This window comes from Streptomyces sp. AK010 (assembly GCF_014207295.1).
Classification (GTDB): Bacteria; Actinomycetota; Actinomycetes; order Streptomycetales; family Streptomycetaceae; genus Streptomyces; species Streptomyces massasporeus.
Genome location: NZ_JACHCX010000016.1, coordinates 180,959 through 204,584, shown reverse-complemented (window position 1 = coordinate 204,584; position 23,626 = coordinate 180,959). Strand labels below are relative to the sequence as shown.

Annotated in this window: 19 protein-coding genes and 4 pseudogenes; 14 read left to right on the top strand and 9 right to left on the bottom strand. The window is 70.2% G+C overall.

Features of this window, described 5'->3' with window-relative positions; translation table 11 throughout:
- Positions 1-461: 461 nt before the first annotated feature.
- From HDC93_RS38795 to HDC93_RS27930, 4 genes and pseudogenes are all read left to right on the top strand, one after another.
- Positions 462-674, top strand: a pseudogene (locus tag HDC93_RS38795) (transposase); the annotation flags it as partial.
- A gap of 346 nt (positions 675-1,020) precedes the next feature.
- Positions 1,021-1,512 carry an IS110 family transposase gene (locus tag HDC93_RS38790; RefSeq protein WP_311774636.1) on the top strand — a complete coding sequence of 164 codons (492 nt, stop codon included), beginning with the start codon at positions 1,021-1,023 and terminating at the stop codon, positions 1,510-1,512.
- Between the two features lie 46 nt (positions 1,513-1,558).
- Positions 1,559-1,747: a DDE-type integrase/transposase/recombinase gene (locus tag HDC93_RS39790; protein ID WP_221517256.1), complete on the top strand. Its 189-nt coding sequence runs from the start codon at positions 1,559-1,561 to the stop codon at positions 1,745-1,747.
- A gap of 69 nt (positions 1,748-1,816) precedes the next feature.
- A protein-coding gene (locus tag HDC93_RS27930; protein WP_398986707.1) for an IS3 family transposase occupies positions 1,817-3,009 on the top strand; the annotation gives its coding sequence in 2 pieces (ribosomal slippage) (positions 1,817-2,081 and positions 2,081-3,009; 1,194 coding nt in all).
- Positions 3,010-3,162: 153 nt separating this feature from the next.
- Here HDC93_RS27930 and HDC93_RS27925 read toward each other — a convergent pair.
- The 3 genes from HDC93_RS27925 to HDC93_RS27915 form a co-directional block, all read right to left on the bottom strand.
- On the bottom strand, positions 3,163-3,576 hold the full coding sequence (locus HDC93_RS27925) for a hypothetical protein (protein ID WP_185013597.1): 414 nt from the start codon (positions 3,574-3,576) through the stop codon (positions 3,163-3,165).
- Between the two features lie 134 nt (positions 3,577-3,710).
- On the bottom strand, positions 3,711-5,234 hold the full coding sequence (locus HDC93_RS27920; protein ID WP_260419794.1) for a recombinase family protein: 1,524 nt from the start codon (positions 5,232-5,234) through the stop codon (positions 3,711-3,713).
- 84 nt (positions 5,235-5,318) lie between these two features.
- A complete protein-coding gene (locus HDC93_RS27915; protein WP_185013593.1) occupies positions 5,319-5,741 on the bottom strand; it encodes a YjbQ family protein in 423 nt (140 codons plus the stop codon).
- A gap of 122 nt (positions 5,742-5,863) precedes the next feature.
- Between HDC93_RS27915 and HDC93_RS39785 the strand changes: the two genes are divergently transcribed.
- The 4 genes and pseudogenes from HDC93_RS39785 (at position 5,864) to HDC93_RS27900 (ending at position 8,514) form a co-directional block, all read left to right on the top strand.
- Positions 5,864-5,947 (top strand): putative leader peptide, encoded by an 84-nt coding sequence (locus HDC93_RS39785; protein ID WP_350234457.1) that lies wholly within the window; start codon positions 5,864-5,866, stop codon positions 5,945-5,947.
- 207 nt (positions 5,948-6,154) lie between these two features.
- Positions 6,155-6,787 (top strand): annotated as a pseudogene (locus HDC93_RS27910) (ABC transporter substrate-binding protein); the annotation flags it as partial.
- Between the two features lie 140 nt (positions 6,788-6,927).
- A pseudogene (locus tag HDC93_RS38785) lies at positions 6,928-7,319 on the top strand (serine hydrolase domain-containing protein); the annotation flags it as partial.
- A 118-nt stretch (positions 7,320-7,437) separates the two neighbouring features.
- Positions 7,438-8,514, top strand: a complete 1,077-nt coding sequence (locus HDC93_RS27900) for an NAD(P)-binding domain-containing protein (RefSeq protein WP_185013591.1) — start codon at positions 7,438-7,440, stop codon at positions 8,512-8,514.
- Between the two features lie 24 nt (positions 8,515-8,538).
- Here the strand turns inward: HDC93_RS27900 and mltG are convergent, their stop codons facing one another.
- Positions 8,539-9,387, bottom strand: coding sequence for an endolytic transglycosylase MltG (gene mltG, locus HDC93_RS27895; protein WP_185013589.1), 849 nt, complete (start codon positions 9,385-9,387; stop codon positions 8,539-8,541).
- A 43-nt stretch (positions 9,388-9,430) separates the two neighbouring features.
- Positions 9,431-11,233 (bottom strand): ABC transporter ATP-binding protein, encoded by a 1,803-nt coding sequence (locus tag HDC93_RS27890; protein WP_185013587.1) that lies wholly within the window; start codon positions 11,231-11,233, stop codon positions 9,431-9,433.
- A gap of 85 nt (positions 11,234-11,318) precedes the next feature.
- Here HDC93_RS27890 and HDC93_RS27885 point away from each other — a divergent pair, with 85 nt between their 5' ends.
- The gene (locus HDC93_RS27885; protein WP_185013586.1) at positions 11,319-11,768 is read left to right on the top strand and encodes a MarR family winged helix-turn-helix transcriptional regulator; all 450 of its coding nucleotides are present in this window, start codon (positions 11,319-11,321) and stop codon (positions 11,766-11,768) included.
- 76 nt (positions 11,769-11,844) lie between these two features.
- Here the strand turns inward: HDC93_RS27885 and HDC93_RS27880 are convergent, their stop codons facing one another.
- The 3 genes and pseudogenes from HDC93_RS27880 to HDC93_RS27870 all read right to left on the bottom strand — a co-directional run bounded on the left by HDC93_RS27880 (position 11,845) and on the right by HDC93_RS27870 (position 15,017).
- The gene (locus HDC93_RS27880; protein WP_185013585.1) at positions 11,845-13,338 is read right to left on the bottom strand and encodes a cation:dicarboxylate symporter family transporter; all 1,494 of its coding nucleotides are present in this window, start codon (positions 13,336-13,338) and stop codon (positions 11,845-11,847) included.
- Positions 13,339-13,514: 176 nt separating this feature from the next.
- A pseudogene (locus tag HDC93_RS27875) lies at positions 13,515-13,766 on the bottom strand (peptide-N4-asparagine amidase); the annotation flags it as partial.
- A 519-nt stretch (positions 13,767-14,285) separates the two neighbouring features.
- Positions 14,286-15,017 carry a L,D-transpeptidase family protein gene (locus tag HDC93_RS27870; RefSeq protein WP_185013584.1) on the bottom strand — a complete coding sequence of 244 codons (732 nt, stop codon included), beginning with the start codon at positions 15,015-15,017 and terminating at the stop codon, positions 14,286-14,288.
- Between the two features lie 473 nt (positions 15,018-15,490).
- Here HDC93_RS27870 and HDC93_RS27865 point away from each other — a divergent pair, with 473 nt between their 5' ends.
- The 4 genes from HDC93_RS27865 to HDC93_RS27850 all read left to right on the top strand — a co-directional run bounded on the left by HDC93_RS27865 (position 15,491) and on the right by HDC93_RS27850 (position 20,040).
- Positions 15,491-17,296: an ABC transporter ATP-binding protein gene (locus tag HDC93_RS27865; RefSeq protein ID WP_185013582.1), complete on the top strand. Its 1,806-nt coding sequence runs from the start codon at positions 15,491-15,493 to the stop codon at positions 17,294-17,296.
- On the top strand, positions 17,293-19,074 hold the full coding sequence (locus HDC93_RS27860; RefSeq protein WP_185013581.1) for an ABC transporter ATP-binding protein: 1,782 nt from the start codon (positions 17,293-17,295) through the stop codon (positions 19,072-19,074). The genes HDC93_RS27865 and HDC93_RS27860 overlap by 4 nt, the downstream gene beginning before the upstream one ends.
- A 214-nt stretch (positions 19,075-19,288) precedes the next feature.
- Positions 19,289-19,759, top strand: coding sequence for a DUF5709 domain-containing protein (locus HDC93_RS27855; RefSeq protein ID WP_185013579.1), 471 nt, complete (start codon positions 19,289-19,291; stop codon positions 19,757-19,759).
- A 35-nt stretch (positions 19,760-19,794) separates the two neighbouring features.
- Entirely contained in the window at positions 19,795-20,040 is a 246-nt protein-coding gene (locus tag HDC93_RS27850; protein WP_097215271.1) for a type B 50S ribosomal protein L31, read from the top strand.
- A gap of 119 nt (positions 20,041-20,159) precedes the next feature.
- Here the strand turns inward: HDC93_RS27850 and HDC93_RS27845 are convergent, their stop codons facing one another.
- Complete coding sequence (locus tag HDC93_RS27845) at positions 20,160-20,954, bottom strand: metal-dependent hydrolase (RefSeq protein WP_185013578.1); 795 nt, start codon at positions 20,952-20,954, stop codon at positions 20,160-20,162.
- Between the two features lie 144 nt (positions 20,955-21,098).
- Between HDC93_RS27845 and HDC93_RS27840 the strand changes: the two genes are divergently transcribed.
- Positions 21,099-23,612 (top strand): RNA helicase, encoded by a 2,514-nt coding sequence (locus HDC93_RS27840; RefSeq protein ID WP_185013576.1) that lies wholly within the window; start codon positions 21,099-21,101, stop codon positions 23,610-23,612.
- Positions 23,613-23,626: the final 14 nt, after the last annotated feature.

The window sequence follows — 23,626 nt, the reverse complement described above, 5'->3', positions numbered from 1 at the left end:
GGCACTTTCGCACCCTGCAAGCCCCTGCAGCCCTATGACCTGCACGTTCAGCCCGGCCGGACCTCTAGACCCCCCGAATTACGTCGAACCCGGGCTGGTGGGGTGCTGTCCGGGCAGACGTCGGTTGCGCTTGGTATCCACGAGTCCGGGGAAAAGTATGACGCTGGGGCTTGAGGGATTGTCGACTGCTGCTGCGAGCGCGAATCTCAGACTCTTTGGATCAGTAGGCCCCTTCCGGGCGGCACGTTGATCGGTGCTGTCGCGGAGGAGGCCGGGATGCAGGTGCTGTTCGAGCGGTGCGCCGGACTGGACGTGCACCGGGACACGGTGGTGGCGACGGTCCGTTCTCCGGGGCAGCGGCTGGGCTCGCGGGCGGCGGAGACCCGGACGTTCAGGACCTCCATGCGGGCGCTGGCCGAGCTGGGTGACTGGCTGGCCTGCGAAGAGGTGGAGCTGTCGGTATGGAGGCGACCGGGGTGTACTGGAAGCCCGTCTTCGCCTCTTTGGAGGGGCGGTTCACCTGCTGGCTGGTCAACGCGGCGCATCTGCGCAACGTGCCCGGCCGCAAGACCGATGTCGGCGACTCGGTGTGGATCGCCCGGATCCTTGAGTGCGGGCTGGTGCGCCCGTCCTTCGTGCCGGTGCAGGTGTTTCGTGAGCTGCGGGATCTGACCCGGGCGCGGACGGCGGTGTCCCAGGAGCGGGTCCGGGTGATCCAGCGGCTGGAGAAGGTGCAGCAGGGCGCCGGGATCAAGCTGACCTCGGTGGCCTCGCAGGTGTGGTCGAAGACCTCGCGGGCGGTGCTGGAGGCATTGCTGGACGGGGTGACCTCGCCGGTGGAGCTGGCCGCGTTGGCCAAGGGACGGCTCCGCTCGAAACGCGAAGCCCTGGAGGAGGCCCTCGAGCACCGCTTCCGCGTCGAGCAGCATGGTGTCATCGTGCGTGGTCTCCTTGCCCAAATCGACGGGCTGGAGCAGCGGCTCGTCGCCTATGACGCGCTGATCTCCGCACGGCGCGGTCCTGGAACTGATCCAGACCATCCCCGGGGTCGGGACGAAGGTCGCCCAGGTGCTGGTCGCCGAGATCGGTCTGGACATGTCGGCCTTCCCCACCTCGGCCCACCTCGCCTCTTGGGCGGGGGTGTGTCCGGGCAATCATGCTTCGGGCGGCAAGCGGAAGGGCGGCCGCAGCCGGCCCGGCCCGAAGTGGTTGAAGGTCGTACTCACCGAGGCGGCGTGGGGCGCGGTGAAGGCCAAGGGCACCTACCTGTCCGCGCATCACATGCAGATCAAGGGCCGGGCCGGTGGCTACAAGGCGCTCGGTGCGACCCGACACGACATCGTCGTCGCCTACTGGCACATCGTCCACGATCATGTGCCCTACCGGGAGTTGGGCCCGGACTGGGCCACCCGCCGGTTCAGTCCCGCTCGGCGCGCCAAACGCCTGACCGCCCAGCTCGAAACACTCGGCTTCGAGGTCAGCATCGAACCCGCCCCGACGCAACCCGCCTGACCCGGACCCGGGACCAGCACGGCCTCCCCACGAGGCCGAAGCGACGCTGCCCACAGGACCCCGGATCTGGTATCACGCCTACGTCATCATCGACATCTTCAGCCGCTACATCGTCGGCCACACCGTCGAGGCGGCCGAATCGGCCCAGCGGGCCGAGGAGTTGATACGCGAGACCATCGTCCGCAACCAGATCGTGCCCGAGACCGTGCACGCGGACCGCGGCACCTCGATGTGAGCTGCACCCCGTTTCATGGAGTCCCTGAAGCCAGGCTTATAATCCTGGTCAGAAGGAGAACCACGAGCTGTGCCAGCACCACGTAAGTATCCGGACGAGCTCCGCGAGCGGGCCGTCCGAGAGGTCCGCACCGCCGGCCGCCCGGTCGCGCATGTCGCCCGGGACCTCGGCATCCACAAAGAAGCCCTGCGGCAGTGGGTGCGCCAGGCCGAGGCTGACACCGGCGAACGCGACGACCGGCTGACCACCGCCGAACGCGACGAGCTGAAGCAACTCCGCAAAGAGAACGCGGAGTTGAAGCGGGCGAACGAGATCCTGAAAGCCGCCAGCGTGTTTTTTGCCCAGGAGATCGACCGTCCCCGGACGAGGCCGAGCAAGTGATCGACCACCTGCGCGAACGCGGCCTCGGGGTCGATCCCGTCTGCCGGGTGCTGGACCTGTCGCCGTCGACGTACTTCGCCCGCAAGAAGCGTCCGAAGTCCGCCCGCCGGCTCCGCGACGAGCAGCTCATGCCGCTGATCGAGGAGATCCACGCGGAGTCCGGGGCCACCTATGGGGCCCGGCGGATCACCCGCGCCCTGCGGCGCAAGGGCATCGACGTGGCCCGGTGCACCATCGAGCGGCTGATGCGTGAGCTGGGCATCGAGGGCGTCATCCGCGGTCAGCGGCGCCGCACCACGGTGCCCGAGCCGTCGGCGCCCCGCCCGCCGGACCTGGTCGACCGCGATTTCACCGCCTCGCGCCCGGACCAGTTGTGGGTGGCGGACATGACGTATGTCCGCACCTGGTCGGGCTGGGCGTACGTGGCGTTCGTCCTGGACGTGTACTCGCGGATGACCGTCGGCTGGCAGGTCGCGAACCACATGCGGACCGAACTCCCAATGGACGCACTGGAGATGGCCCTGTGGAGACGGAGGATCAAGAAGGACTCCGGCCTCATTCACCACAGCGACCGCGGGTCGCAATACGTATCAATTCGGTACACCGACCGGCTCGCCGACATCGGCGCCTCGGCGTCGGTCGGATCCGTCGCGGACAGCTATGACAACGCGATGGCCGAGGCCCTGAACGGCACATTCAAGGCCGAGCTGATCGAGATGCAGGGCCCCTGGAAGGACGCCGACCAGGTCGAGCGGGCCATCTTCCGGTGGGTCACGTGGTACAACGAAGAACGCCTGCACTCCGCGCTCGACTACGTACCGCCCGCCGAGTACGAGGAAGCCTTCTGGCAGAGCCGGGAGCAAACCCCGCAGTCCGCCTGAAACAAGATCACCGGACTCTACGAAACTCGGGGCAGCTCACCATCTGCACTGGTCCAGCAGTTCGCTCGACCTTGTGAGTCACCGATTCCAACGATTCGTAGAACTGCCATGCCGACGACCGAAACGAGAACTCACCCAGACCCGGAGCTGCCGCTAGGCAGAAGACCAGACGAGCATCAGGCCTTGGTCCGGCCCCAGACCGCGCGGCCTCCCTGCGTTCAAAGGGGTCAACGGGGCACCCGCATCGTCCAGCATCGGGTGAAGGTACCTCAAACCGTCGCAGGCGTGGACGAGGCCCCGTTCGTTTTCCAGAGCAAGCCGAGGCCTCACATTGGCCACACCGGCGACAATCACCGCGATGCCTTCTGCGTGGAGCTTCCGGGCATAGAGGTCACCTCCGGAAGCTGCACACACTACTTCTCCCTGATACAGCTCGGAAACGCGCTCCGCGGCCTCCTCGCTCTTGGTGGTCAAAAGCCAGGAGCGACGTCCTGCCGGTCGCCCGGTCCTCCACTCCTCCGCCGTGATCTGACCGACGAGTTTTTCACGCCCGTGCATCTGGGCCATGCCAGAACTCCCACTCTCGGAATTTCGAGGATCCCAGGGTCCACAAGTTCTGGAGTTTGGCTGCGCCGGTCTTCTCATGTAGCGCGAGGCCCACGAAAGCCCTCGCATCACATGCGATGAAGGCCCGCCAGACTTCATGCGACGCCCGCTGGATCCCGTTCAGGTCCATGCACTACGCCTGCCACCCATCGCACCGGTGCTGTCTTCGGGTAGAGAGTGACCCGGACACCGAAGTCCATGAGGATCTCCTTACGGGCCTGGACATCCAACGCTTTGGTCCAGCGGTCCTGCACGGTCTCTCCCGTCGGCCGCCGGACCATACCCGGCAGGCGTTCCGGCTCCAGTTCAAGTTCGGCCAGTTCTTGTCCCATCGCCGCATACTTCTCCCGGAACCACGCGGCGTCATCTGGCGCGTCATAGAGCCCGGCCTCGCGGTCAGCGCGCAGACGCTCCCGGCTGGCCCGGAGTTCGGCCATGCGTTCCGCCACGCCGTTCCCCTCGTCGTAGGCCGTCTCGAAGATCATTCCGTCGCCGAACCTCTGCAGGAACCACTCCTCGACATACGCGTCCAGCAACTGCATCCGTACCAGCGGCGCAGGCTGACAGTCCTTAGCGCTCCGCCATCCCTTGTTCCGGACAGTGCACACGTATCGAGGCGGCTGATCGTGGGAGGTCTGCGTGTACAGCCGGTTGTGGCACTGGCCGCACTGCGCCAGCTCCGTGAGCATGTAATCCCGGTTTGTGCGACGGCCGATCCAGGGCGTCCGCCGGGGAGCCAGCGCCTTCTTCAATGCCTCGTGAGTCGGTCGGTCCCACAAGCCCTCGCAGAGCCGCACGGGGTTTCCGTCTCGCCCGATCACCGGTTTACCCTGGTGCATCAAGTAGCCCAAGGCCGCCTCAGACAGAAGGATGTTCTTCAGACTTGTCGGCTGCCAGGGACGACCGCCTGCCGGCTTGCCGTACATGACGGCCAAGTGGTCAGCGGGTGAGGGCTCTCCGGCCCGGCTCAGGCGAGCTGCCTCACTGCTGGGTGTGACGTTCTCGGGATCAGCCAGGATGCGACGGGCGACAGTACGGATGACAGTCGAGGCGTGCGGATGCAGGACGACGTGATCGATCTTGCCGCCCATGACGGTCCGCACGTACTGGAACCCGTAGGAAGGCTTCCCCTTCGGGCGTCCCGCTGCCCGCGTCTTCTCCGTAGCGCTGCGGTTTCGGCGCTGGATGGCCCGCAGTTCCATCTGCGCGCCCCAGGCCTCCATGGTGAAGCGGTTCTCGTCAACCTGGTCATCCAGATCCCACGGACCGTCATGCCCGTAGGTGACGAGCAGCTTCCCCTCGTCACGCATTTTGTAGCCGGTGTTCAGGCAGTCCACGACGTTGCGGCCGAGCCGGTCCACTGCTGCGGCCACCAACCCGTCGTACGGACCTCTCTCATCGCGGAGCCACGGGCCCAGTTTCGGCCGGGTCATCGGGTCGGTGGCGCCCGACACCTCCCAATCGTCGGCCCAGCCGATGATGTGGCCCCCGACAGACGCGGCGGCGGTCAGCACGTCCTCGCGTTGCCGCTCCGGCGACGACGTGGCGAGTTTCATCCGCGACAGCCGTCGCGCGCCGAGCAGGCACTTCCCGCATCCGTCGTAGGGGCGTTCGATCATGTTCAGGTCCGTACCACGCAAGACTTCTCCGTTTCGAACACGCAAGGTACGGAGATTTGGCGGCCGCGCCCAGGACGATCTTGCTCAGCCCAGGAAGCTCAGTCGAACCTGACGGTTGACATTGTCTCTATTGGTGTCCACCAGGCACACCGACTGCCAGGTGCCGAGCTCCAGCCGCCCGCCCACCACCGGCAGGGTCGCGTGGGGCGGCACGAGGGCGGGCAGGACGTGGTCGCGGCCGTGGCCGGGGCTGCCGTGCCGGTGCTGCCAGCGGTCGTCGGCGGGCAGCAGGGTGTGCAGCGCGGCCAGGAGGTCGTCATCGCTGCCGGCACCGGTCTCCAGAACGGCGATGCCGGCCGTGGCGTGCGGGACGAAGACGTTGAGGAGGCCGTCGCCGCCGCCCGCCACCTCGCGCAGGAAGGACTCGCAGTCACCGGTGATGTCGAGGACCTTCTCCGCGGCACCGGTGCTGACGTCGAGAACTCGGGTGGTGAAGACATCTGACATGCCCCCATCCTGACGCACACGCCGGACTCCTCCGAGGCACGCCGGGCCGGGTGGCGATACGGACGTCCCACTGATCGAGACGCCGTTGACCGTGCGCATGCCAGCTGGCTAGGTTCGGCTGCATGTCGCGTTCAGCCCTGCTCACCACGCGCGGTCACATCGACCTGCTGCGGGTGGCTTCCGCCGCGTGTCGCCGCGGCTGCTGACGCCCTTCCTCCCCCATCTCGAGGCTTCCCCGCCTTCGTTCCGCCTGCCCGGCGATCGCTCCGAATCGGTCCCGATCCGCTTCTGACTCGCCTCTGATTCGCGTCTGATCGCGTCGGCACGGCGGTGGCGAGGCATGCCTCCCCGGCCCGCACTCTCCCCCTGTGGAGCCCCCATGAGCATCAGCCATGCCCCACCCGTGTCCGAAGAACCCCGAGCGGCTGAAGGGCCGTTCGGTCGCCGTCGCCCAGGGGTCCTCCGCCCACTTCCAACTGGTCGCGTCCCTGAAGAAGGCCGGGCTGAAGCTGAGCGACGTCAAGGTCAAGTACCTCCAGCCGGCCGACGCGCTCGCCGCGTTCACCTCCGGCAAGGTCGACGCGTGGGCGGTGTGGGACCCGTACACCTCCCAGATCCTCCGGGGCGGGCAGGGGCGGGTACTGACCGACGGCGACGGCGTGACCAACGGGCACACCTTCCAGGTCGCGGCCCCGGCCACGCTGAAGGACAAGAAGAAGTCGGCCGCCCTCAAGGACTATCTGGAGCGGCTGCGGCGCGCCTACACCTGGGTGTACGACCACCAGGAGGAGTGGGCGAAGGTCTGGGCCGAGGACACCGGGCTCCCCGAGGACGTGGCGCTGGCGGCGGTGAAGCGCACCTACACGACCCGGATCGCGGTCGCCGTCGACAAGCCGCTGATCGCCTCCGAGCAGGAGATCGCCGACACCTTCACGTCGTTGAAGCTCATCCCGCGCAAGGTGGACTTCGCCGAGTTCACCGACACCCGGTTCAACGGCGACCTGCCCCCGTCGACGACCCCGGCGCGCCCTTCCACCGGGTCGTGAGGCTGCGGCAGGGCCCTCGCTGACGGGCGGGGGCCTCGCTGACGGGCGGGGGGCCTCGCGCGTCACGGCCTGGTGACGACCGAGCCGTCATAGACGTTGTCGGTGTCGGGGGTCGCGACCGCGGTGATCGCCCGGGCGACGACCTGCTGGACGCCCCGGAGCGGTACTTCAACCCCCGCGAGGTCCTCACCTAGGGTTCCGGCACGCGAACACCTTCGGGCCGGGCGCGGACTTCCAGTACTCCAACAGCAGTCTCGTCCTGCTGGGCCTGGTGATCGAGAAGGTCACCGGGCGCAAGCTCGCCGACGTCCTGCACGAGCGGGTGCTCCGCCCGGCCGGTCTGCGCCACACCCTCTTCCCGCAGGACGACGAGTCCCCCGAGCCGCACCCGCGCGGCTACACCGACCAGACGCTCAGCGGCGAGGTCGAGGACGTCACCGACTGGAACCCCAGCTGGGCCTGGGCGGCCGGAGCGATGATCTCGGACCTGCCCGACCTGCGCCGCTGGGCGAAGGTCGTCGCCACCCGCACCGGTGGCGGGGACCGCCCTGCGGCTCGGGCGGGGCGGAGTCCACTCGTTCGGATCCACGCCCTCCGCCGGGAAGATCCACCGTGGGAAGATCCACGACCCCGCCCCGGTTAGTAGAAGTGTGAACAACACGGGCGAGGTCGAGGTAGTCGTCATCGGCGCTGGTCAGGCCGGTCTGGCAGGCGCCTATCACCTGCGGCGGTCCGGTTACGAGCCGGGCCGCGACTTCCTGGTGCTGGACCACTCCCCCGGCCCCGGGGGCGCCTGGCAGTTCCGCTGGCCGTCGCTGACGTACGGCAAGGTGCACGGGATGCACGCCCTGCCGGGCATGGAGCTCACGGACGCGGACCCGGAGCGACCGTCCGCCGAGGTGATCCACGAGTACTTCGACCGCTACGAGCGCACCTTCGACCTGCGGGTCAGGCGCCCGGTGGATGTACGGGCCGTGCGCGAGGGGGCCGGCGGGCGGCTGCTCGTGGAGACCTCGGAGGGTGTGTGGTCGACCCGGGCGCTGATCAACGCGACCGGCACCTGGGACCGGCCGTTCTGGCCGCGCTACCCGGGCCAGGAGACCTTCCGGGGAAGGCAGGTGCACACCGCGCAGTACCCCGGGCCCGAGGAGTTCGCCGGGCAGCGGGTCGTGGTCGTGGGCGGCGGCGCCTCGGGCACCCAGCACCTGCTGGAGATCGCCTCGTACGCGGCGGCCACCACCTGGGTGACGCGGCGCCCGCCGGTCTTCCGCGAGGGCCCCTTCGACGAGGACGCCGGCCGGACGGCGGTGGCGCTCGTCGAGGAACGGGTGCGGCAGGGGCTGCCGCCCCGCAGTGTCGTCTCGGTCACCGGGCTGCCGCTCAACGACGCGATCCGGCAGGGCATCGAGGACGGGGTGCTCGACCGGCAGCCGATGTTCGACCGGATCACGCCCACGGGAGTGGACTGGCAGGACGGCCGCCACATCGACGCCGACGTCATCCTCTGGGCCACCGGTTTCCGCGCCGCCATCGACCACCTCGCGCCACTGCGGCTGCGCGCCCCGGGCGGCGGCATCCGCATGGAAGGCACGCACGCGGCCGCGGACCCCCGGATCCATCTGGTCGGCTACGGACCGTCGGCCAGCACCATCGGAGCCAATCGCGCCGGCCGCGCGGCTGTGCGGGACATCCGGCGGTTGCTGGAGCGGGAGCCGGCCGCGGCGTGACACGGGGCCGGGCCCACCAGGGCCTCACCCGGCCGCCGGCGCCCCGCTCCTCTTCTTCGCCTGCGCGTTGAACTCCGCGACGTTGCGCTGGTGTTCCTGGTAGTCCGCGGTGAAGCGGGTGTCGCCCGGGCGGACCGTGACGAAGTACAGCCAGTTGCCCGGGGGCGGATTGATGGCCGCGCGCATCGCCTCCTCGCCGGGGTTGGCGATGGGCGTGGGCGGCAGGCCCATGCGCTGGTACGAGTTGTAGGGGCTCTCGATCCGGGTGTCGCTCTCCGTCGTACGCAGGGTGGAGCGGTTGAGGGCGTAGTTGATGGTGGAGTCCATCTGCAGCGGCATGCCGCGCTCGAGGCGGTTGAAGATCACCCGGGCCACCTTGCCCATGTCGGCCCTGGTGGCCGCCTCCGCCTGGACGATGCTCGCGATGGTGACGGCCTGGTACACGTTCATGGCGTTGCGCTGCGCCCCGGCGGCGATGGGCGCGCCGTTGAACTTGTCGTTCGCGGTGTCGACCATCAGCGCGAGGAGCTTGTCCGGCGTGACCTTCTCCTGGAGCGGATAGGTGGCCGGGAAGAGGTAGCCCTCCGGATTGCCCTCGGCGTCGTTCGGCAGTTTCAGGGCGGCCTTGTCCAGGGACTTCTTCGTGCTGCCTGCGGGCAGGGCGAGGGCCTTGTCGACGGCCGTGTACACCTGGCTCGCGCGCCATCCCTCGGGGATCGCCAGGGTCGTGGGGCGGCTCTCCTCCTCGGTCCCCAGGGTCAGCAGCGGCACCGCCACGGCGGTACCGACCACGACGGCTCCGGTCGCGACGAGGGCGATGCGGCCCCTGCGCGTCAGTCGAATCGTGCTCCGTGGCGGAGTGTTCTTCTGCATGCGGGCACGGTAACCCGCATATCGCCACAAACCCGGCATATTTTCAGCTTGTCGGTTCCAGTTGAGCGTCCCGGCGTACCAGCGCCGCGTACCGGCCGCCCTCCTCCAGGAGCTCCTCGTGCGTGCCGCGTTCGACCGCGCGGCCCGAGTCGAGGACCACGATCTGGTCGGCGGCGCGCACGGTGGACAGCCGGTGGGCGATGGTGAGGGTGGTGCGGTTGGCCGACAGGGCGTCGATGGCGTCCTGGACGGCGGCCTCGGTCCGGGTGTCCAGCGCGCTGGTGGCCTCGTCGAGGATGAGCACCGGCGGGTCGCGCAGGATGGTGCGGGCGATGGCCAGGCGCTGCTTCTCCCCGCCGGAGAAACGGTGGCCGCGCTCGCCGACGACGGTGTCGTAACCGTCGGGCAGGGCCGCGATGTGGTCGTGGATCTGGGCGGCCTTCGCCGCCTGGTGCAGTTCCTCGTCGGTGGCGTCGGGCTTGGCGAAGCGCAGGTTCTCGGCGACCGAGGCGTGGAAGAGGTACGTCTCCTGCGAGACGACGCCGACCGCGCGCGCCAGGGTGTCGAAGTCCAGGTCGCGGACGTCTGTCCCGTCGAGGGTGACGCGGCCGCCGGTGACGTCGTAGAGACGGGGCACCAGATAGCCCAGCGTGGACTTGCCGGCGCCGGTGGAGCCGACGAGGGCGAGGCTGCTGCCCGCCGGGACGGTGAGGTCGATGCCGTCGAGGACCGGGCCGCCCTTGTCGTCGTAGCCGAAGGAGACATTCTCGAAGCGGACCTCGCCCTTGATCCGGTCGAGTCGCACCGGGTCGGGACGCTCGGTGATGTCGATCGGCAGGTCGAGGTACTCGAAGATGCGCTGGAAGAGGGCGAGCGAGGTCTGGATCTGCACACCGGTCGACAGCAGGCTCACGGCCGGACGGAAGAGGCCCTGCTGGAGCGAGACGAAGGCGACGATCGTGCCGATGGAGACCTCCGGGCCACCCAGTTGGAGGGCCATGCCGGCGGTCCAGTAGATGACGGCGGGCAGGGCCGCCATGACGATCGTGATGACGGCCATGCGCCACCGGCCTGCCATGTTCGAACGCACCTCCAGATCGACGAGCTCCTCGGACTCGTCGGAGAAGGACTTCGTCAGCGAGTCGGAGCGGCCCATCGTGCGGCCCAGCAGGATGCCGCTGACGGAGAGCGACTCGGTGACGGTGGCGGCCATGGCGGCCATCTGCTTCTGGCGCTGGGTGGTGATCTTGCGGCGTTCGTTGCCGACGCGGCGGCTGATCCACACGAACACCGGCAGCAACAGCAGGGAGACGACCGTCAGGCGCCAGTCGAGGGCGATCATCGCGACGATGGTGGCGACCACGCTGGTGACGTTGGAGACCAGGGAGGTCGCGGTGGAGGTGACGGTGGCCTGCATGCCGCCGATGTCGTTGGCGATGCGGGACTGCACCTCGCCCGTGCGGGTGCGCGTGAAGAAGGCGAGGGACATGCGCTGGAGCCGGCCGTAGACGGCGGTGCGCAGGTCGTGCATGACGCGCTGGCCGACGGTCGTGGAGATCAGGGTCTGGAGGACTCCGAAGACGCTGGTCAGGACGGCGCTGAGGATCATGCCCAGGGCGAGGAGGCTGAGCAGGCCCGTGCGCCCCTCGGGGATCGCGACGTCGAGGATCTCCTTCAGCAGGAAGGGCGTGGCGACCGAGACCAGCGACGCGGCACCGACCAGCAGGCCGACGATCGCGAGGCGGCCCCGGTAGGGGCGGAAGAGGCCGAGGATGCGGCGGACCTGCCGGGGCTGCTCCTTCGAGTCGGCCGGCGGGGTCCAGGGGGCTTCACGGTCGGGATGCATGGGCTCCTACGAGGGATGCGGCGGATCGGATCACGCTCATTGTTACCTATGCTCACAATGAACTGCATCCTGATATTGTTCCCGCATGACCACGCCCGACGCCGACGGCCTGCTCGCCGAGCAGTTGCTGCGGCTCACCCGCCGGGTGCACCGCATCCAGAAACGCCATCTGGAGCACCGCAACCTCGGCATCACTCCGGCCCAGTCCCGGCTGTTGCGCACGCTGGCGCACTGGGGCTCGCCGCCGCGCATGGCCGACCTGGCCGAGCGCCTCGAGGTGGTGCCGCGGGCCGTGACGACGCTGGTCGACGGTCTGGAGGCGAGCGGCAAGGTGCGGCGGGTCCCGGACCCGGCGAACCGGCGGGTGATCCGCATCGAGCTCACGGACGACGGCCGGGGCGCGCTGCGCGAGCTGCGGGCGGCGCGCAGATCGGCCGCGGAGGAGATCCTCGCGCCGCTGACGGGGGATCAGCGGGAGGCGCTCGGCGGGTTGTTGAACACCTTGATCGACGGAACGCCGACGGGGCCATGCTGACGGACCGGGACGCGACAGCGGGCCGCGGCCTCCGCTCGTCCTGACGGAGCGGAGGCCGCGGCCCACTCGATTCCTGTCAACCGGCCTCGGGAGCGGGTTCCTTGAGCTCCTTGAGATCCTTGGGCTCCTTGAGATCGTTGGGCTTCTGGGCCGGTATGCCGGGCGCCTGCGCCTCGGTGCCGGTCTCAGCGCCGAGGCCCTTCTCGGCACCGGCGCCCTTCTCGGCGCCGAGGGCCTTCTCAGCGCCCACGTCCTTCTCGCCGTCGTCCGGCGTGGAGGTGTCCTCCCCGGCGAGCACCTTCTTCGCCCGGTCCGCGTCCAGGGCCCCCTCCCAGCGGGACACCGCGAAGACGGCGACGCAGTTGCCGAGCAGGTTCGTGACGACGCGCATCGAGTCCATGATGCGGTCCACGCCGAGCAGCAGCGCGACCGCACCGGCCGGGATCGCTCCCAGGGACGAGGCGGTCGCGGACAGGGCGAGGAACGCCGAACCGGGGATGCCCGCCATGCCCTTGCTGGTCAGCATCAGCACCAGGACGACGGTGATCTGCTGGCCGAGGTTCAGATCCACACCCACCGCCTGGGCGATGAACAGCGTGCCGATGGACAGGTAGAGCGAGGCGCCGTCGAGGTTGAAGGAGTAGCCGGTGGGAAGCACCAGCCCCACGGCGTCGTCGCGGGCGCCGGCCCGGCGCAGCTTCTGCATCACACGCGGCATGACCGACTCGGTGGACGCCGTGCCGAGCGCGAGCAGCATCTCCTCGCGGATGTACCGCAGGAACTTCCAGAGACTGAGGCCGGTCACCAGCTTCAGCGCGACGGCCAGCAGCACGATGAACAGCGCCGCGGCCACGTAGCAGAGCACGATGAGTTTGGCGTACGTCCGGATCACGCCCAGGCCGTAGTTGCCGACCAGGTGGGCCATCGCGCCGAACACCGCGAGCGGGGCCAGCCGCATGATGAAGCCGACGACCGCGAAGATGATGTCCTGGGCCTGCTCGATCGCGGGGAGGACCTTCGGCACCCTGGTGTGCCCGAGGTGCAGCAGAGCGGCGCCCACCAGGCAGGCCAGGATGAGGACTTGGAGCAGCTCGTTCTCTGCGAAGGCTCCGACGAAGCTCTGTGGCAGCGCGTTCAGGACGAACTCGGTCGTCGTGGGCAGATGACCTCCGCCCGTGGTCTCCTCCACCGCCGCGGCGTCGAGCGAGGAGGGGTCGACGTTCATGCCCTTGCCCGGGCCGACGACGTTGGCGGCGACGAGGCCGATGACCAGGGCGGCCGTCGAGGCGATCTCGAACCAGATGAGGGCCTTGACCCCGATCCGGCCGAACGCCTTCAGGTCACCGGCCTTGGCGATGCCGACGACGACCACGCAGAACACCAGTGGCGAGATCACCGTCTTGATGAGCCGGGTGAAACCGTCGCCGAGCGGCTGGAGAGCCGTGGCCGTGTCCGGCCACAGCTTTCCGACGACGATTCCGAGGACGAGCGCGCAGGTAACCTGCGCGAAAAGCGAGGTACGTAGAGTGCCTGCGACGCGTCGCGGGAGGGACGGTACGGACGGGGGCACGAAGCCTCCTAGGGGGGACGGGGCGCACAAAAGCCGGAGGGGACTTCTGTGATGCGGAAAGCGGCTTCCGTTTCCGAACACTCTGGAGGCCGCCTTGATCGCACACAAGACCACAACGTTTCAGCCAGGTAAAAGCGTCATAAGTGACACACGTCACACGCACCCCACCGCTCACCTCAGCACCGGCTGCGGTCCTCCGTGAGCACCCCCTGCACGGTGGTCGGGGTCCGGTCGTGGCAACCGCGTGAGCCGTACAGCCGGTAGCGCTCACTCGTGGTGCCGACCGCGTGGTGCTGGTCGCGCGGCACGTTCGCCGTGTACGTCGCATCGCCCGTGGAGGAGTCGTCGAGCCGCGACCACGCGGTGCGTCGCCCGCCGTGCGTGCCGACGACCGTGGCGCGGTCGCCGAGGGTCAGCACGGTGCGCTCCTTCGACATCAAACCCATCACCTACGACCTCACCCCTTCGCCGGGATCCTCAACGACGGCCGCCCGCACCGCGTCGAGGTCTTGGTCGTCGGCGTACCCGAGGGGCAGACCGGCTGGAGCACACCCGTGAACGTCCTCGTCTGGCTGGTACCGGTACTCCTCGCAGCCGCCGCCGGAGCCGGTCGCGTACACCTCGGCGACTTCACTGGCTGCGGGGTCGACGTCCGGAGGATCTCGACCCCGCCGACGCGGAGGTAGCCGAGCCGGTCGTACTACGGCATCGCCGCCCCGTTCCCGACGGTGTGGACCGTAGGCTGGTCCAACCCGTTCCTCTGGCACGTGATCCCGGGCCCGCGCGTCGGGGACGCCGGCCGCCGGGGCCGGGACGTCCGCCGCCCCGGCGGGTCCGGTGCCGAGGAGGGTGCTTGCCAGGAGGGTCGCTCCGGCAAGCATGGACATGCCGATCCGCCTCTTCATGGACGGTGTTCTACGGGGAGTCGGCCACCCGCGCAATGAGGACTATGCCGCCAGGTCCGCCCTGTCCCCCATCACCACCACGGGACGCTGTCGCGGGTCGAGCGTGCGCAGGAGATACCTCATCGCCCGCTCGGGCACGCTGACACAGGCCGACGTGCCGCTGCCGTGGTCCATGTGCAGCCAGATCCCGCCACCCTTCTTCTCACCCTCGGGGCGGGTCTGGTCGTTCGGCGGGGTGCCCTTGACGCGGTTGTAGTCGATGGCGATGACGTAGTCGAAGTCGTGCCAGTGCGACTTGGCCCACCAGCGCGGGGCGGCGAAGGCCGCGGAGCGGGTGTACGGCAGTCCGGAGCCCGGGTCCGGCAGCACGCCGCCCGCGTCGCTGAGGGTGAACACGCCCACGGGGCTGCGGTCGTCGTCCTCGTGGTGGTCGGTGGTCCAGCCCTTCTTGCCGTTGTGCCCGGCCCAGCCGCGCTCACGCTGCCAGGTCGAGCCGTGCTTCGTGTACAGGACGACCGTGGAGTCGGCGGAGTCCTTCCCGTCGCCGTAGACCGCGACGACCTGGCGGGAGCCGGACGGGATCCGCCGATGGAGCCGGCCGCCGACGCCGGGGACGCTCGTCGGGGCGGCCGTGGCCGCAGGGGTGCCTGCCGCCCGGCCCGCGGCTCGTGTCGCCCCACTGCCTTCCGCGCCGCCGCAGGCGGACAGAGCGGTCAGGAATGAGGCGAGGACCGCCGTCGCGGTCACGGCTCGTCGTACGCCACCACTGTGCATCGGTCCATGGTCGCACCGCGTTCCGGGCGGCGGGCCGAGGCCCGGAGAGTCGGTGCGCGAGGGGTGTCGGCCCGGCGCCGCCCGACGGCGTCCGGCTGTCGGCCGAGCGCCCGGAGGGCGGCCGAATTCCGCCGGCCGAGCGCCCGGAGGACGGCCGGATTCCGCAGGTCTCGGCCGAGCGCCCGGAGGACGGCCTGTTCCGCAGGTTGTGTCGACCGTGCGCCCGGAGGACGGCCGAATTCCGCCGGTCGTCGGCCGAGCCGCCCGGAGGACGGCCTGTTCCGCCGGTTGTGTCGACCGTGGGCCTGGAGGACGCCTGTTCCGCCGGTTGCCGGCCGGTGGCGCACGGCGGACGGCCGGTTCCGTTCGGTGGGCGGAAAACCTGTTGCCCGCCACCTCGCGACAGGGCGAACCTGTCACGGTTTGCTGCCTTCGGCCGGCCTCCACCCCCTGACACGAGCCACTGGGACGTCATGCAGATTCAAGACCTTCCGTACCCCGACCCAGGCGTGCCGGACGCGCGTTCGGGGCCCCGATTCCTGTGGTGGCTCTTCCGCAATCAGCTGGGCGGTCAGCTCAAGTCGCTGGCCTGGGGACTGCTGCACTTCGCCTCCGTCGCCGCTCTGCCGTTCTGCGTCGGGGTCGCCGTGCAGGCCGTCGTCGACCGCTCCGGCACCGGGCTCGCCCTGGCGGGCGGCCTGCTGGCGCTGGCCTGCGTCGGCAACGCGGTCGGCGACACCTTCCTGCACCGCACCGCGATCACCAACTGGATCACGGCGGCCGCCCGCGTCCAGCAACTGCTCGCCCGCAAGGCCGCCCATCTGGGCTCGGCGCTGACGCGGCGCGTCGCGGCCGGTGAAGTGGTGGCGGTCTCGACCGGCGACGTCGAGAAGATCGGCTGGTTCGTCGAGGCCCTGTCCCGCTTCACCGCGGCTCTGGTCACGATCGTGCTGGTCTGCGTGGGCCTGCTCCTCTACCAGCCGGCGCTCGGCGTGGTCGTCGCCGTCGGTCTGCCCGCGCTGGCGCTCGCCGTGCTGCCGTTGCTGCCCCGCGCCACCCGGCGTGCCGACACCCAGCGCGAGAAGGCCGGACGCGCCACGGAACTCGCCTCGGACACCGTCGCCGGCCTGCGCGTGCTGCGCGGCATCGGCGGCGAGGAACTGTTCCTCGACCGCTACCGCAGCGCCTCCCAGGAGGTACGCCACGCGGCCGTGCGCAGCGCCCGGATGTGGTCCCTGATCTCCGCCATCCAGGTCCTGCTGCCGGGACTGCTGCTCATCGCGGTCGTCTGGTACGGCGTGGGGCTGGCGCGCGAGGGCCGGATCACCGTCGGCGAACTGGTCACCGTCTACAGCTCGGTCATGGTCCTCACCTACCCGCTGCGGCACTTCGAGGAGATCGCCATGGCGTACTCCTTCTCCCGGCCCTCCGCCAAGCGGGCCGCGGGAGTGCTGTCACTGCAACGGCCCACCGACACCGCCGGATCGCGCGCGGCCGACGTCCCCTCCGGCGACCTGTACGACCCGCAGACCGGGCTGCTCGTGCCCGCCGGCCGTCTCACGGCGGTGGTGTGCGGCGATCCGGACGCGGCGGGTCTGCTGGCGGAACGGCTGGGCGGGCACGCGTCCCAGGAGGGCACCTCGGTACTGCTGGGCGGAGTGCCGCTCGACGAACTGCCGTTGGACAGCGCCCGTACGGCCGTCCTCGTCCAGGACAAGGACCCGGTGCTGCTGTCCGGCACGCTGCGCGAGCTGCTCGACGTGCCCGCGTCGGGCGTCGTCCGGCCGGAAGCGGCGCTGGCGGCCGCGCAGTGCGACGACGTGCTGGCGGCGCTGGTGCAGGGCTCACTGGACGCCACCGACCCCATGGACGCCCGGATCACCGAGCGCGGCCGGTCCCTGTCCGGCGGTCAGCGCCAGCGGCTCGCGCTCGCCCGGTCGCTGATCACGGACCCGGAGGCGCTCGTCCTGGACGAGCCGACCTCGGCCGTCGACTCGCACACCGAGGCGCGGATCGCGCAGGGCGTGCGGGAGTTGCGCGCCGGGCGCACGACCGTGGTGTTCACCTCCTCGCCGCTGCTGCTGGACCGCGCCGACCGGGTCGTGTTCCTGCACGACGGCGAGGCCGTGGCGGTCGGCGCCCACCGCGAACTGGTGCGTACCGAGCCCCGCTACCGGGCGGTGGTCACCCGCGAGACGGACGACGAGGCCACGCTGGACGGCTCCGTCGCCGTGAACGACGTCCTGCAGGAACTGGAAGAGATCGAGGAGAAGGCATGATCGGCGTCGCGCCACCGGCGTACGACCCGGCGGCCCCGACGACGGCGAACACCCTGCCGGTCGGCGCCCCCGAGACCGTCCGCACCTACGTGACCGAACTGCTGCGCCGGCACCGGCGGGCGTTCCTGCTGCTGGTCGCCGTCAACACCGCCGCCGTGATCGCCTCGATGGCCGGTCCCTGGCTGCTGGGCGGACTGGTGGAGCGGGTGTCCGACGGGGCGCGGGACCTGCGGCTGGAACTCACCGCCGGGCTCTTCGTGGCCGCGCTGGCCGTCCAGGCCGTGTTCGTCCGTCAGGTACGGCTGCGCGGCGCGATGCTGGGCGAGCGGATGCTGGCCGATCTACGCGAGGACTTCCTCGTCCGGTCGGTCCGGCTGCCGCCCGGGGTGCTGGAGCGGGCCGGGACCGGCGACCTGTTGTCGCGCATCACGACGGACATCGACCGCCTCGGCAACGCCATGCGCGAGGCCGTGCCCCAGCTGTCGATCGGCGTGGTGTGGGTGTTCCTGCTGATGGGCGGCCTCGTGATCACGGCGCCGCCGTTGGCGCTCGCCGTGCTGCTGGCCCTGCCGCTGCTGGTCGTCGGCTGCCGCTGGTACTTCCGGCGGGCGCCCTCCGCCTACCGTTCCGAGGCCGCCGGGTACGCCGCCGTCGCCGCCGCGCTCGCCGAGACAGTGGACGCCGGGCACACCGTCGAGGCCCACCGCCTGGGCGAACGCCGCGTCGGGCTGTCCGAGCAGCGGATCCGGGAGTGGACGGCCTGGGAGCGGTACACGCTCTGGCTGCGGTCGGTGCTCTTCCCGGTCATCAACACCACCCACGTGACCGTGCTCGCCTCGGTCCTGATGATCGGCGGTGTGTTCGCCCTCCACGGGTGGATCGACGTCGGCCAGCTGACCACCGGCGCGCTGATCGCCCAGATGCTGGTCGACCCGGTGGGCATGATCCTGCGCTGGTACGACGAGCTGCAGGTGGCCCAGGTGTCGCTGGCCCGGCTCGTCGGGGTCCGGGACATCGAGCCGGACGCCGGGGATCCGTCGGTGGCCCCCGAGGGACGCCACGTGCACGCCGACCGGGTGCACTTCGGCTACCTGGAGGGCGTGGACGTCCTGCGCAAGGTGTCCCTGGAGGTCTCCCCCGGCACCCGGCTGGCCCTGGTCGGCCCCTCGGGTGCGGGCAAGTCCACGCTGGGCCGGCTGCTCGCCGGGATCTACGCGCCCCGGGACGGCCGGATCACCCTGGGCAGCGCCGAGCTGTCCCGGATGCCCGCCGAACGCGTCCGCTCCCATGTGGCCCTGGTCAACCAGGAGCACCACGTCTTCGTGGGCTCCCTGCGCGACAACCTGCGGCTCGCGCGGACCGGTGCCGTCGATGCCGAGCTGTGGGCGGCGCTGGGCGCGGTCGACGCGGACGGCTGGGCCCGTGCACTGCAGGAGGGCCTGGACACCGAGGTCGGCTCGGGCGGGCTGGCGCTCACCCCGGCCCAGGCCCAGCAGATCGCGCTGGCCCGCCTGGTGCTGGCCGACCCGCACACGCTGGTCCTGGACGAGGCGACGTCCCTGCTCGACCCGCGCGCCGCCCGCAATCTGGAACGGTCCCTGGCCCGGGTCCTGGACGGCCGCACCGTCGTCGCCATCGCCCACCGACTGCACACGGCCCACGACGCGGACGTCATCGCCGTCGTCGAAAGCGGCCGCATCAGCGAGCTGGGCAGCCATGAGCAGCTGGTCGCGGCGGACGGGGCGTATGCGGCGCTGTGGAGGTCGTGGCACGGCTGAGCACCTCGTCGTACGACACGGCCGCCCGCCTCCCGGAGGGGCGGCCGTGTCTTTGGCGTTGCGGGGTCCCGAGCCGGGGTGGAAGGCTGGAATCAGGCACCGGCTCGGGGAACGCCCGGGAAGCAGTGGCTCGGGCGGCGTCTGTGCTCCGTGCGGCGGCGGCCCGGAGCGGGTCCCGTGACAACGGGCTCGTCCCCACCCCCTGGAGGTAGTCGTGAACAGCTCCGACGGCTGGGGAGACGACGTCTACCAGCCGGACCAAGACGAGCAGAGGGAGGACACGGGGCTGCTCGACGCCGAGGACACCCTGGAGAACGACGGCGTCGACGATCCCCTGGACCGGGGCTGGTCCCCTCCCGAACGGCCCTGGGCCGTCGAGCACCTCGGCGTGACGGCCGCCGAGCGGCAGCGGGGCGAGACGCTGGACCAGCGGCTCTCCGAGGAACTGCCGGACCCCGCCGTCCCGGACGGTGACGGCCTCGGGGACTGCGCGGGCTCCGACGGGGAACTCCTGGACAACGAGGTCGGCGCCGCGCGCTCCGGCCGGCTCGTGGCACCCGACGAGGGCGCCCACGAGGACGAGGAGGAGGCGCTGGTCGCCATGGACGTGGGCATCGACGGCGCCGCGGCGTCGGCCGAGGAGGCCGCGGTGCACATCGTCGACGAGGACACCCTGTCCGGCTGATCGCAAGCCCGTCCCGAGCCGTTCGAGGAGCATCCATGCAGCAGGACAAGCACCCCGACTACCACTCCGTCGTCTTCCGCGACCGCGCCGCCGGGTACGCGTTCCTCACCCGTTCCACAGCGACCAGCGACCAGACCATCGAATGGGACGACGGCGAGACCTACCCGGTCGTGGACGTGGAGATCTCCTCCGAGAGCCACCCCTTCTACACGGGCAAGGCCCGCACAGTGGACTCCGAGGGGCGGGTCGCCGCGTTCGAGCGGCGCTACGGCGGCGGATGAGTCCTGCGGCGGGGCGGGGCTGGGGCGGCTGCGCTCCTGGGGGCCTGCGCTCCTGGGGGCCTGCGGGGCAAGGCTCCTGAGGCGGCTGAGTTCCTGGTAGCGGCGGAGCTCCGCGGGGGTCAGATGAAGTTGAGCGCCGCCGCGCAGCCCACCCCGCCCAGCAGCATGAACACCGGCATCAGCACCTTGAGCTCGACCCAGCTGCCCGCCCGGAACCGCATGGCCTTGGGCGGCCCGATCGGGTACCAGCGCTTACGCCCGACCGGGATGGGCCACAGGATCGGGCAGCCGGACACGGTCAGCGCGTCCCCGATGTCGTGCACGATCGCGCCCAGCACCACCGGCAGACCCAGCCACAGGTACTCCTGCCCCGGCGCCGTGAACAGCCAGTCCGCGCCGTTGCCCGGCTTGTCCAGGACCCCCGCCAGGATCCACGCGGTGGTCGCGGCCAGCAGCCACACCAGGACATCGCTGCTGGAGCCGCGTGCCGCCCGCCACAGCAGGCCCTCGATGGCCAGGACCAGGTGCACGAAGAGGACCGCGAGCACGCCCCAGCGGTCACTGGTGATCGCCACGACCGAGGTGCCCGCACCGATCAGGACCGCCCACAGCCAGGTGTGCGTCAGCGTGCGGTGCCCGCCGGAGCGGCGCGGGTCGCCCTGCTTCCTGGTGGCCTTGTAGACGGCGTACGACAGCTTGTCGACGATCTCGCACAGCCAGCGCGACAGCGGTCCGAAGGACCGGGAGATGGTGGCCGCCTTGTGGTCGAGATCCGGGGCGAGAGCGGCTCCGGCGCAGATCAGAGCGCCGACGAGGAGGACCGGCCAGGGCATCGGGTGCCCGGCCGCCGCGGCGGCCGCGCCGACGCCCAGCCAGGCGGCGGCTCCCGACAGTGAGTGTGCTGGTCCCATCATGGCGCTGCCCGCCCCATTCCTCGTGTGCCGCTGTCCAGTTGACCGGGCGCGCTGACGTCCCGTCGGCGCCCCAGCGTAGCGTTCGTGATCTTCGGGCCCGCAGCCGATTCCCGCATCGGGCATCGGGCCAGGCAAGATGGGGGCGTGACCCTCATCGATCAGCTGCCGCGGACCCCCGACCCCGATGCCTTGTACGAAGCCTTCGAGTCGTGGGCCGGCGAGCGGGGTCTCACGCTCTACCCCCACCAGGAGGAGGCGCTGATCGAGGTGGTCTCCGGCGCGAACGTGATCGTGTCGACGCCCACCGGCTCCGGAAAGAGCATGATCGCGGCCGGTGCGCACTTCGCCGCGCTGGCCCGGGACGAGGTCACCTTCTACACCGCCCCGATCAAGGCGCTGGTGTCGGAGAAGTTCTTCGAGCTGTGCAAGATCTTCGGCACCGAGAACGTCGGCATGCTCACCGGCGACGCGTCCGTCAACGCCGACGCCCCCGTCATCTGCTGCACCGCCGAGGTGCTCGCGTCGATCGCTCTCCGCGACGGCAGGCACGCCGACGTCGGCCAGGTGGTGATGGACGAGTTCCACTTCTACGCCGAGGGCGACCGCGGCTGGGCCTGGCAGATCCCCATCCTGGAGCTGCCGCAGGCACAGTTCGTGCTGATGTCGGCGACGCTCGGCGACGTCTCCTTCTTCGAGAAGGACCTCACCCGCCGCACGGGCCGCCCGACCGCGGTGGTCCGCTCGGCGACCCGCCCGGTGCCGCTGTCCTACGCGTACCGGTACACCCCTCTCACCGAGACGCTCACCGATCTGCTCTCCGCCCGGCAGGCGCCCGTCTACATCGTGCACTTCACCCAGGCGCAGGCCGTGGAGCGGGCGCAGGCGCTGATGAGCATCAACATGTGCTCGAAGGAGGAGAAGGATCAGATCGCCGATCTGATCGGCAACTTCCGCTTCACCACCAAGTTCGGCCGCAACCTCTCCCGTTACGTCCGGCACGGCATCGGAGTGCACCACGCCGGCATGCTGCCCAAGTACCGCCGCCTGGTGGAGAAGCTCGCGCAGGCCGGTCTGCTGAAGGTCATCTGCGGCACGGACACGCTCGGCGTCGGTGTCAACGTCCCCATCCGCACCGTGCTGTTCACGGCCCTCACCAAGTACGACGGCACCCGGGTACGCACCCTGCGGGCCCGGGAGTTCCACCAGATCGCCGGCCGGGCCGGGCGGGCCGGCTACGACACGGAGGGCTTCGTCGTCGCGCAGGCGCCCGAGCACGTCGTCGAGAACGAAAAGGCCCTCGCCAAGGCGGGCGACGACCCGAAGAAGCGCCGCAAGGTCGTCCGCAAGAAGGCCCCGGAGGGCTTCGTCGCGTGGTCGGAGCAGACCTTCGAGAAGCTCATCGGCTCCGAACCGGAACCGCTGACTTCCCGGTTCCGGGTCACGCACACCATGCTGCTGTCGGTGATCGCCCGCCCCGGCAACGCCTTCGAAGCGATGCGCCGCATGCTGGAGGACAACCACGAGCCGCGCAAGCAGCAGTTGCGGCACATCCGCCGGGCCATCGCGATCTACCGTTCGCTGCTGGACGGCGGCATCGTCGAGAAGCTCGACCAGCCGGACGCCGAGGGGCGCGTCGTCCGTCTCACGGTCGATCTCCAGCAGGACTTCGCCCTCAACCAGCCGCTGTCCACGTTCGCGCTCGCCGCGTTCGAACTGCTCGACCCCGAGTCGCCGTCGTACGCGCTCGACATGGTGTCCGTGGTGGAGTCGACGCTGGACGACCCGCGGCAGATCCTCGCCGCCCAGCAGAACAAGGCGCGCGGCGAGGCCGTGGCCCAGATGAAGGCGGACGGGGTCGAGTACGAGGAGCGCATGGAGCGGCTCCAGGACATCACCTACCCCAAGCCCCTGGAGGAGCTGCTCTTCCGCGCGTACAACACGTACCGCAAGAGCCACCCCTGGGTCGGCGACCATCCGCTGTCGCCGAAGTCGGTCATCCGCGACATGTACGAACGGGCGATGTCCTTCACCGAGTTGGTGTCCCACTACGAGCTGGCCCGCACCGAGGGCATCGTGCTGCGCTACCTCGCCAGCGCCTACAAGGCCCTCGATCACACCGTCCCCGACGACCTCAAGTCCGAGGACCTCCAGGACCTGATCGCCTGGCTGGGCGAGATGGTGCGACAGGTCGACTCCAGCCTGCTGGACGAGTGGGAGCAGCTGGCCAACCCGGCGGAGATGACCGCCGAGGAGGCCCAGGAGAAGGCCGACGAGGTCAAGCCGGTCACCGCCAACGCGCGCGCCTTCCGTGTCCTGGTCCGCAACGCCATGTTCCGCCGGGTGGAACTGGCCGCCCTCGACCAGGTCGGTGAGCTGGGCGAGATGGACGGGGAGTCCGGCTGGGACGCCGACGCGTGGGGCGAGGCGATGGACAAGTACTGGGACGAGTACGAGGATCTCGGCACCGGACCCGACGCCCGCGGCCCCAAGCTGCTGCTCATCGAGGAGGAGCCGGAGAACGCCCTGTGGCGGGTCCGGCAGATCTTCCACGACCCGAACGGCGACCACGACTGGGGCATCAGCGCGGAGGTCGACCTCACGGCCTCGGACGCGGAGGGCCGCGCGATCGTCCGCGTGACCGACGTCGGCCAGCTGTGACGGGCCGGGCAGCA

What these genes read in the sequence shown, in the direction of transcription:
- HDC93_RS27845 (WP_185013578.1), bottom strand. Translation starts at nt 20,954, where the DNA reads ATGATGGGACCAGCACACTCACTGTCGGGAGCCGCCGCCTGGCTGGGC.
- mltG (WP_185013589.1), bottom strand. Translation starts at nt 9,387, where the DNA reads ATGCAGAAGAACACTCCGCCACGGAGCACGATTCGACTGACGCGCAGG.
- HDC93_RS27865 (WP_185013582.1), top strand. Translation starts at nt 15,491, where the DNA reads ATGCAGATTCAAGACCTTCCGTACCCCGACCCAGGCGTGCCGGACGCG.
- HDC93_RS27870 (WP_185013584.1), bottom strand. Translation starts at nt 15,017, where the DNA reads ATGCACAGTGGTGGCGTACGACGAGCCGTGACCGCGACGGCGGTCCTC.
- HDC93_RS27915 (WP_185013593.1), bottom strand. Translation starts at nt 5,741, where the DNA reads ATGTCAGATGTCTTCACCACCCGAGTTCTCGACGTCAGCACCGGTGCC.
- HDC93_RS27860 (WP_185013581.1), top strand. Translation starts at nt 17,293, where the DNA reads ATGATCGGCGTCGCGCCACCGGCGTACGACCCGGCGGCCCCGACGACG.
- HDC93_RS27920 (WP_260419794.1), bottom strand. Translation starts at nt 5,234, where the DNA reads ATGATCGAACGCCCCTACGACGGATGCGGGAAGTGCCTGCTCGGCGCG.
- HDC93_RS27850 (WP_097215271.1), top strand. Translation starts at nt 19,795, where the DNA reads ATGCAGCAGGACAAGCACCCCGACTACCACTCCGTCGTCTTCCGCGAC.
- HDC93_RS27890 (WP_185013587.1), bottom strand. Translation starts at nt 11,233, where the DNA reads ATGCATCCCGACCGTGAAGCCCCCTGGACCCCGCCGGCCGACTCGAAG.
- HDC93_RS27885 (WP_185013586.1), top strand. Translation starts at nt 11,319, where the DNA reads ATGACCACGCCCGACGCCGACGGCCTGCTCGCCGAGCAGTTGCTGCGG.
- HDC93_RS27925 (WP_185013597.1), bottom strand. Translation starts at nt 3,576, where the DNA reads ATGGCCCAGATGCACGGGCGTGAAAAACTCGTCGGTCAGATCACGGCG.
- HDC93_RS39785 (WP_350234457.1), top strand. Translation starts at nt 5,864, where the DNA reads ATGTCGCGTTCAGCCCTGCTCACCACGCGCGGTCACATCGACCTGCTG.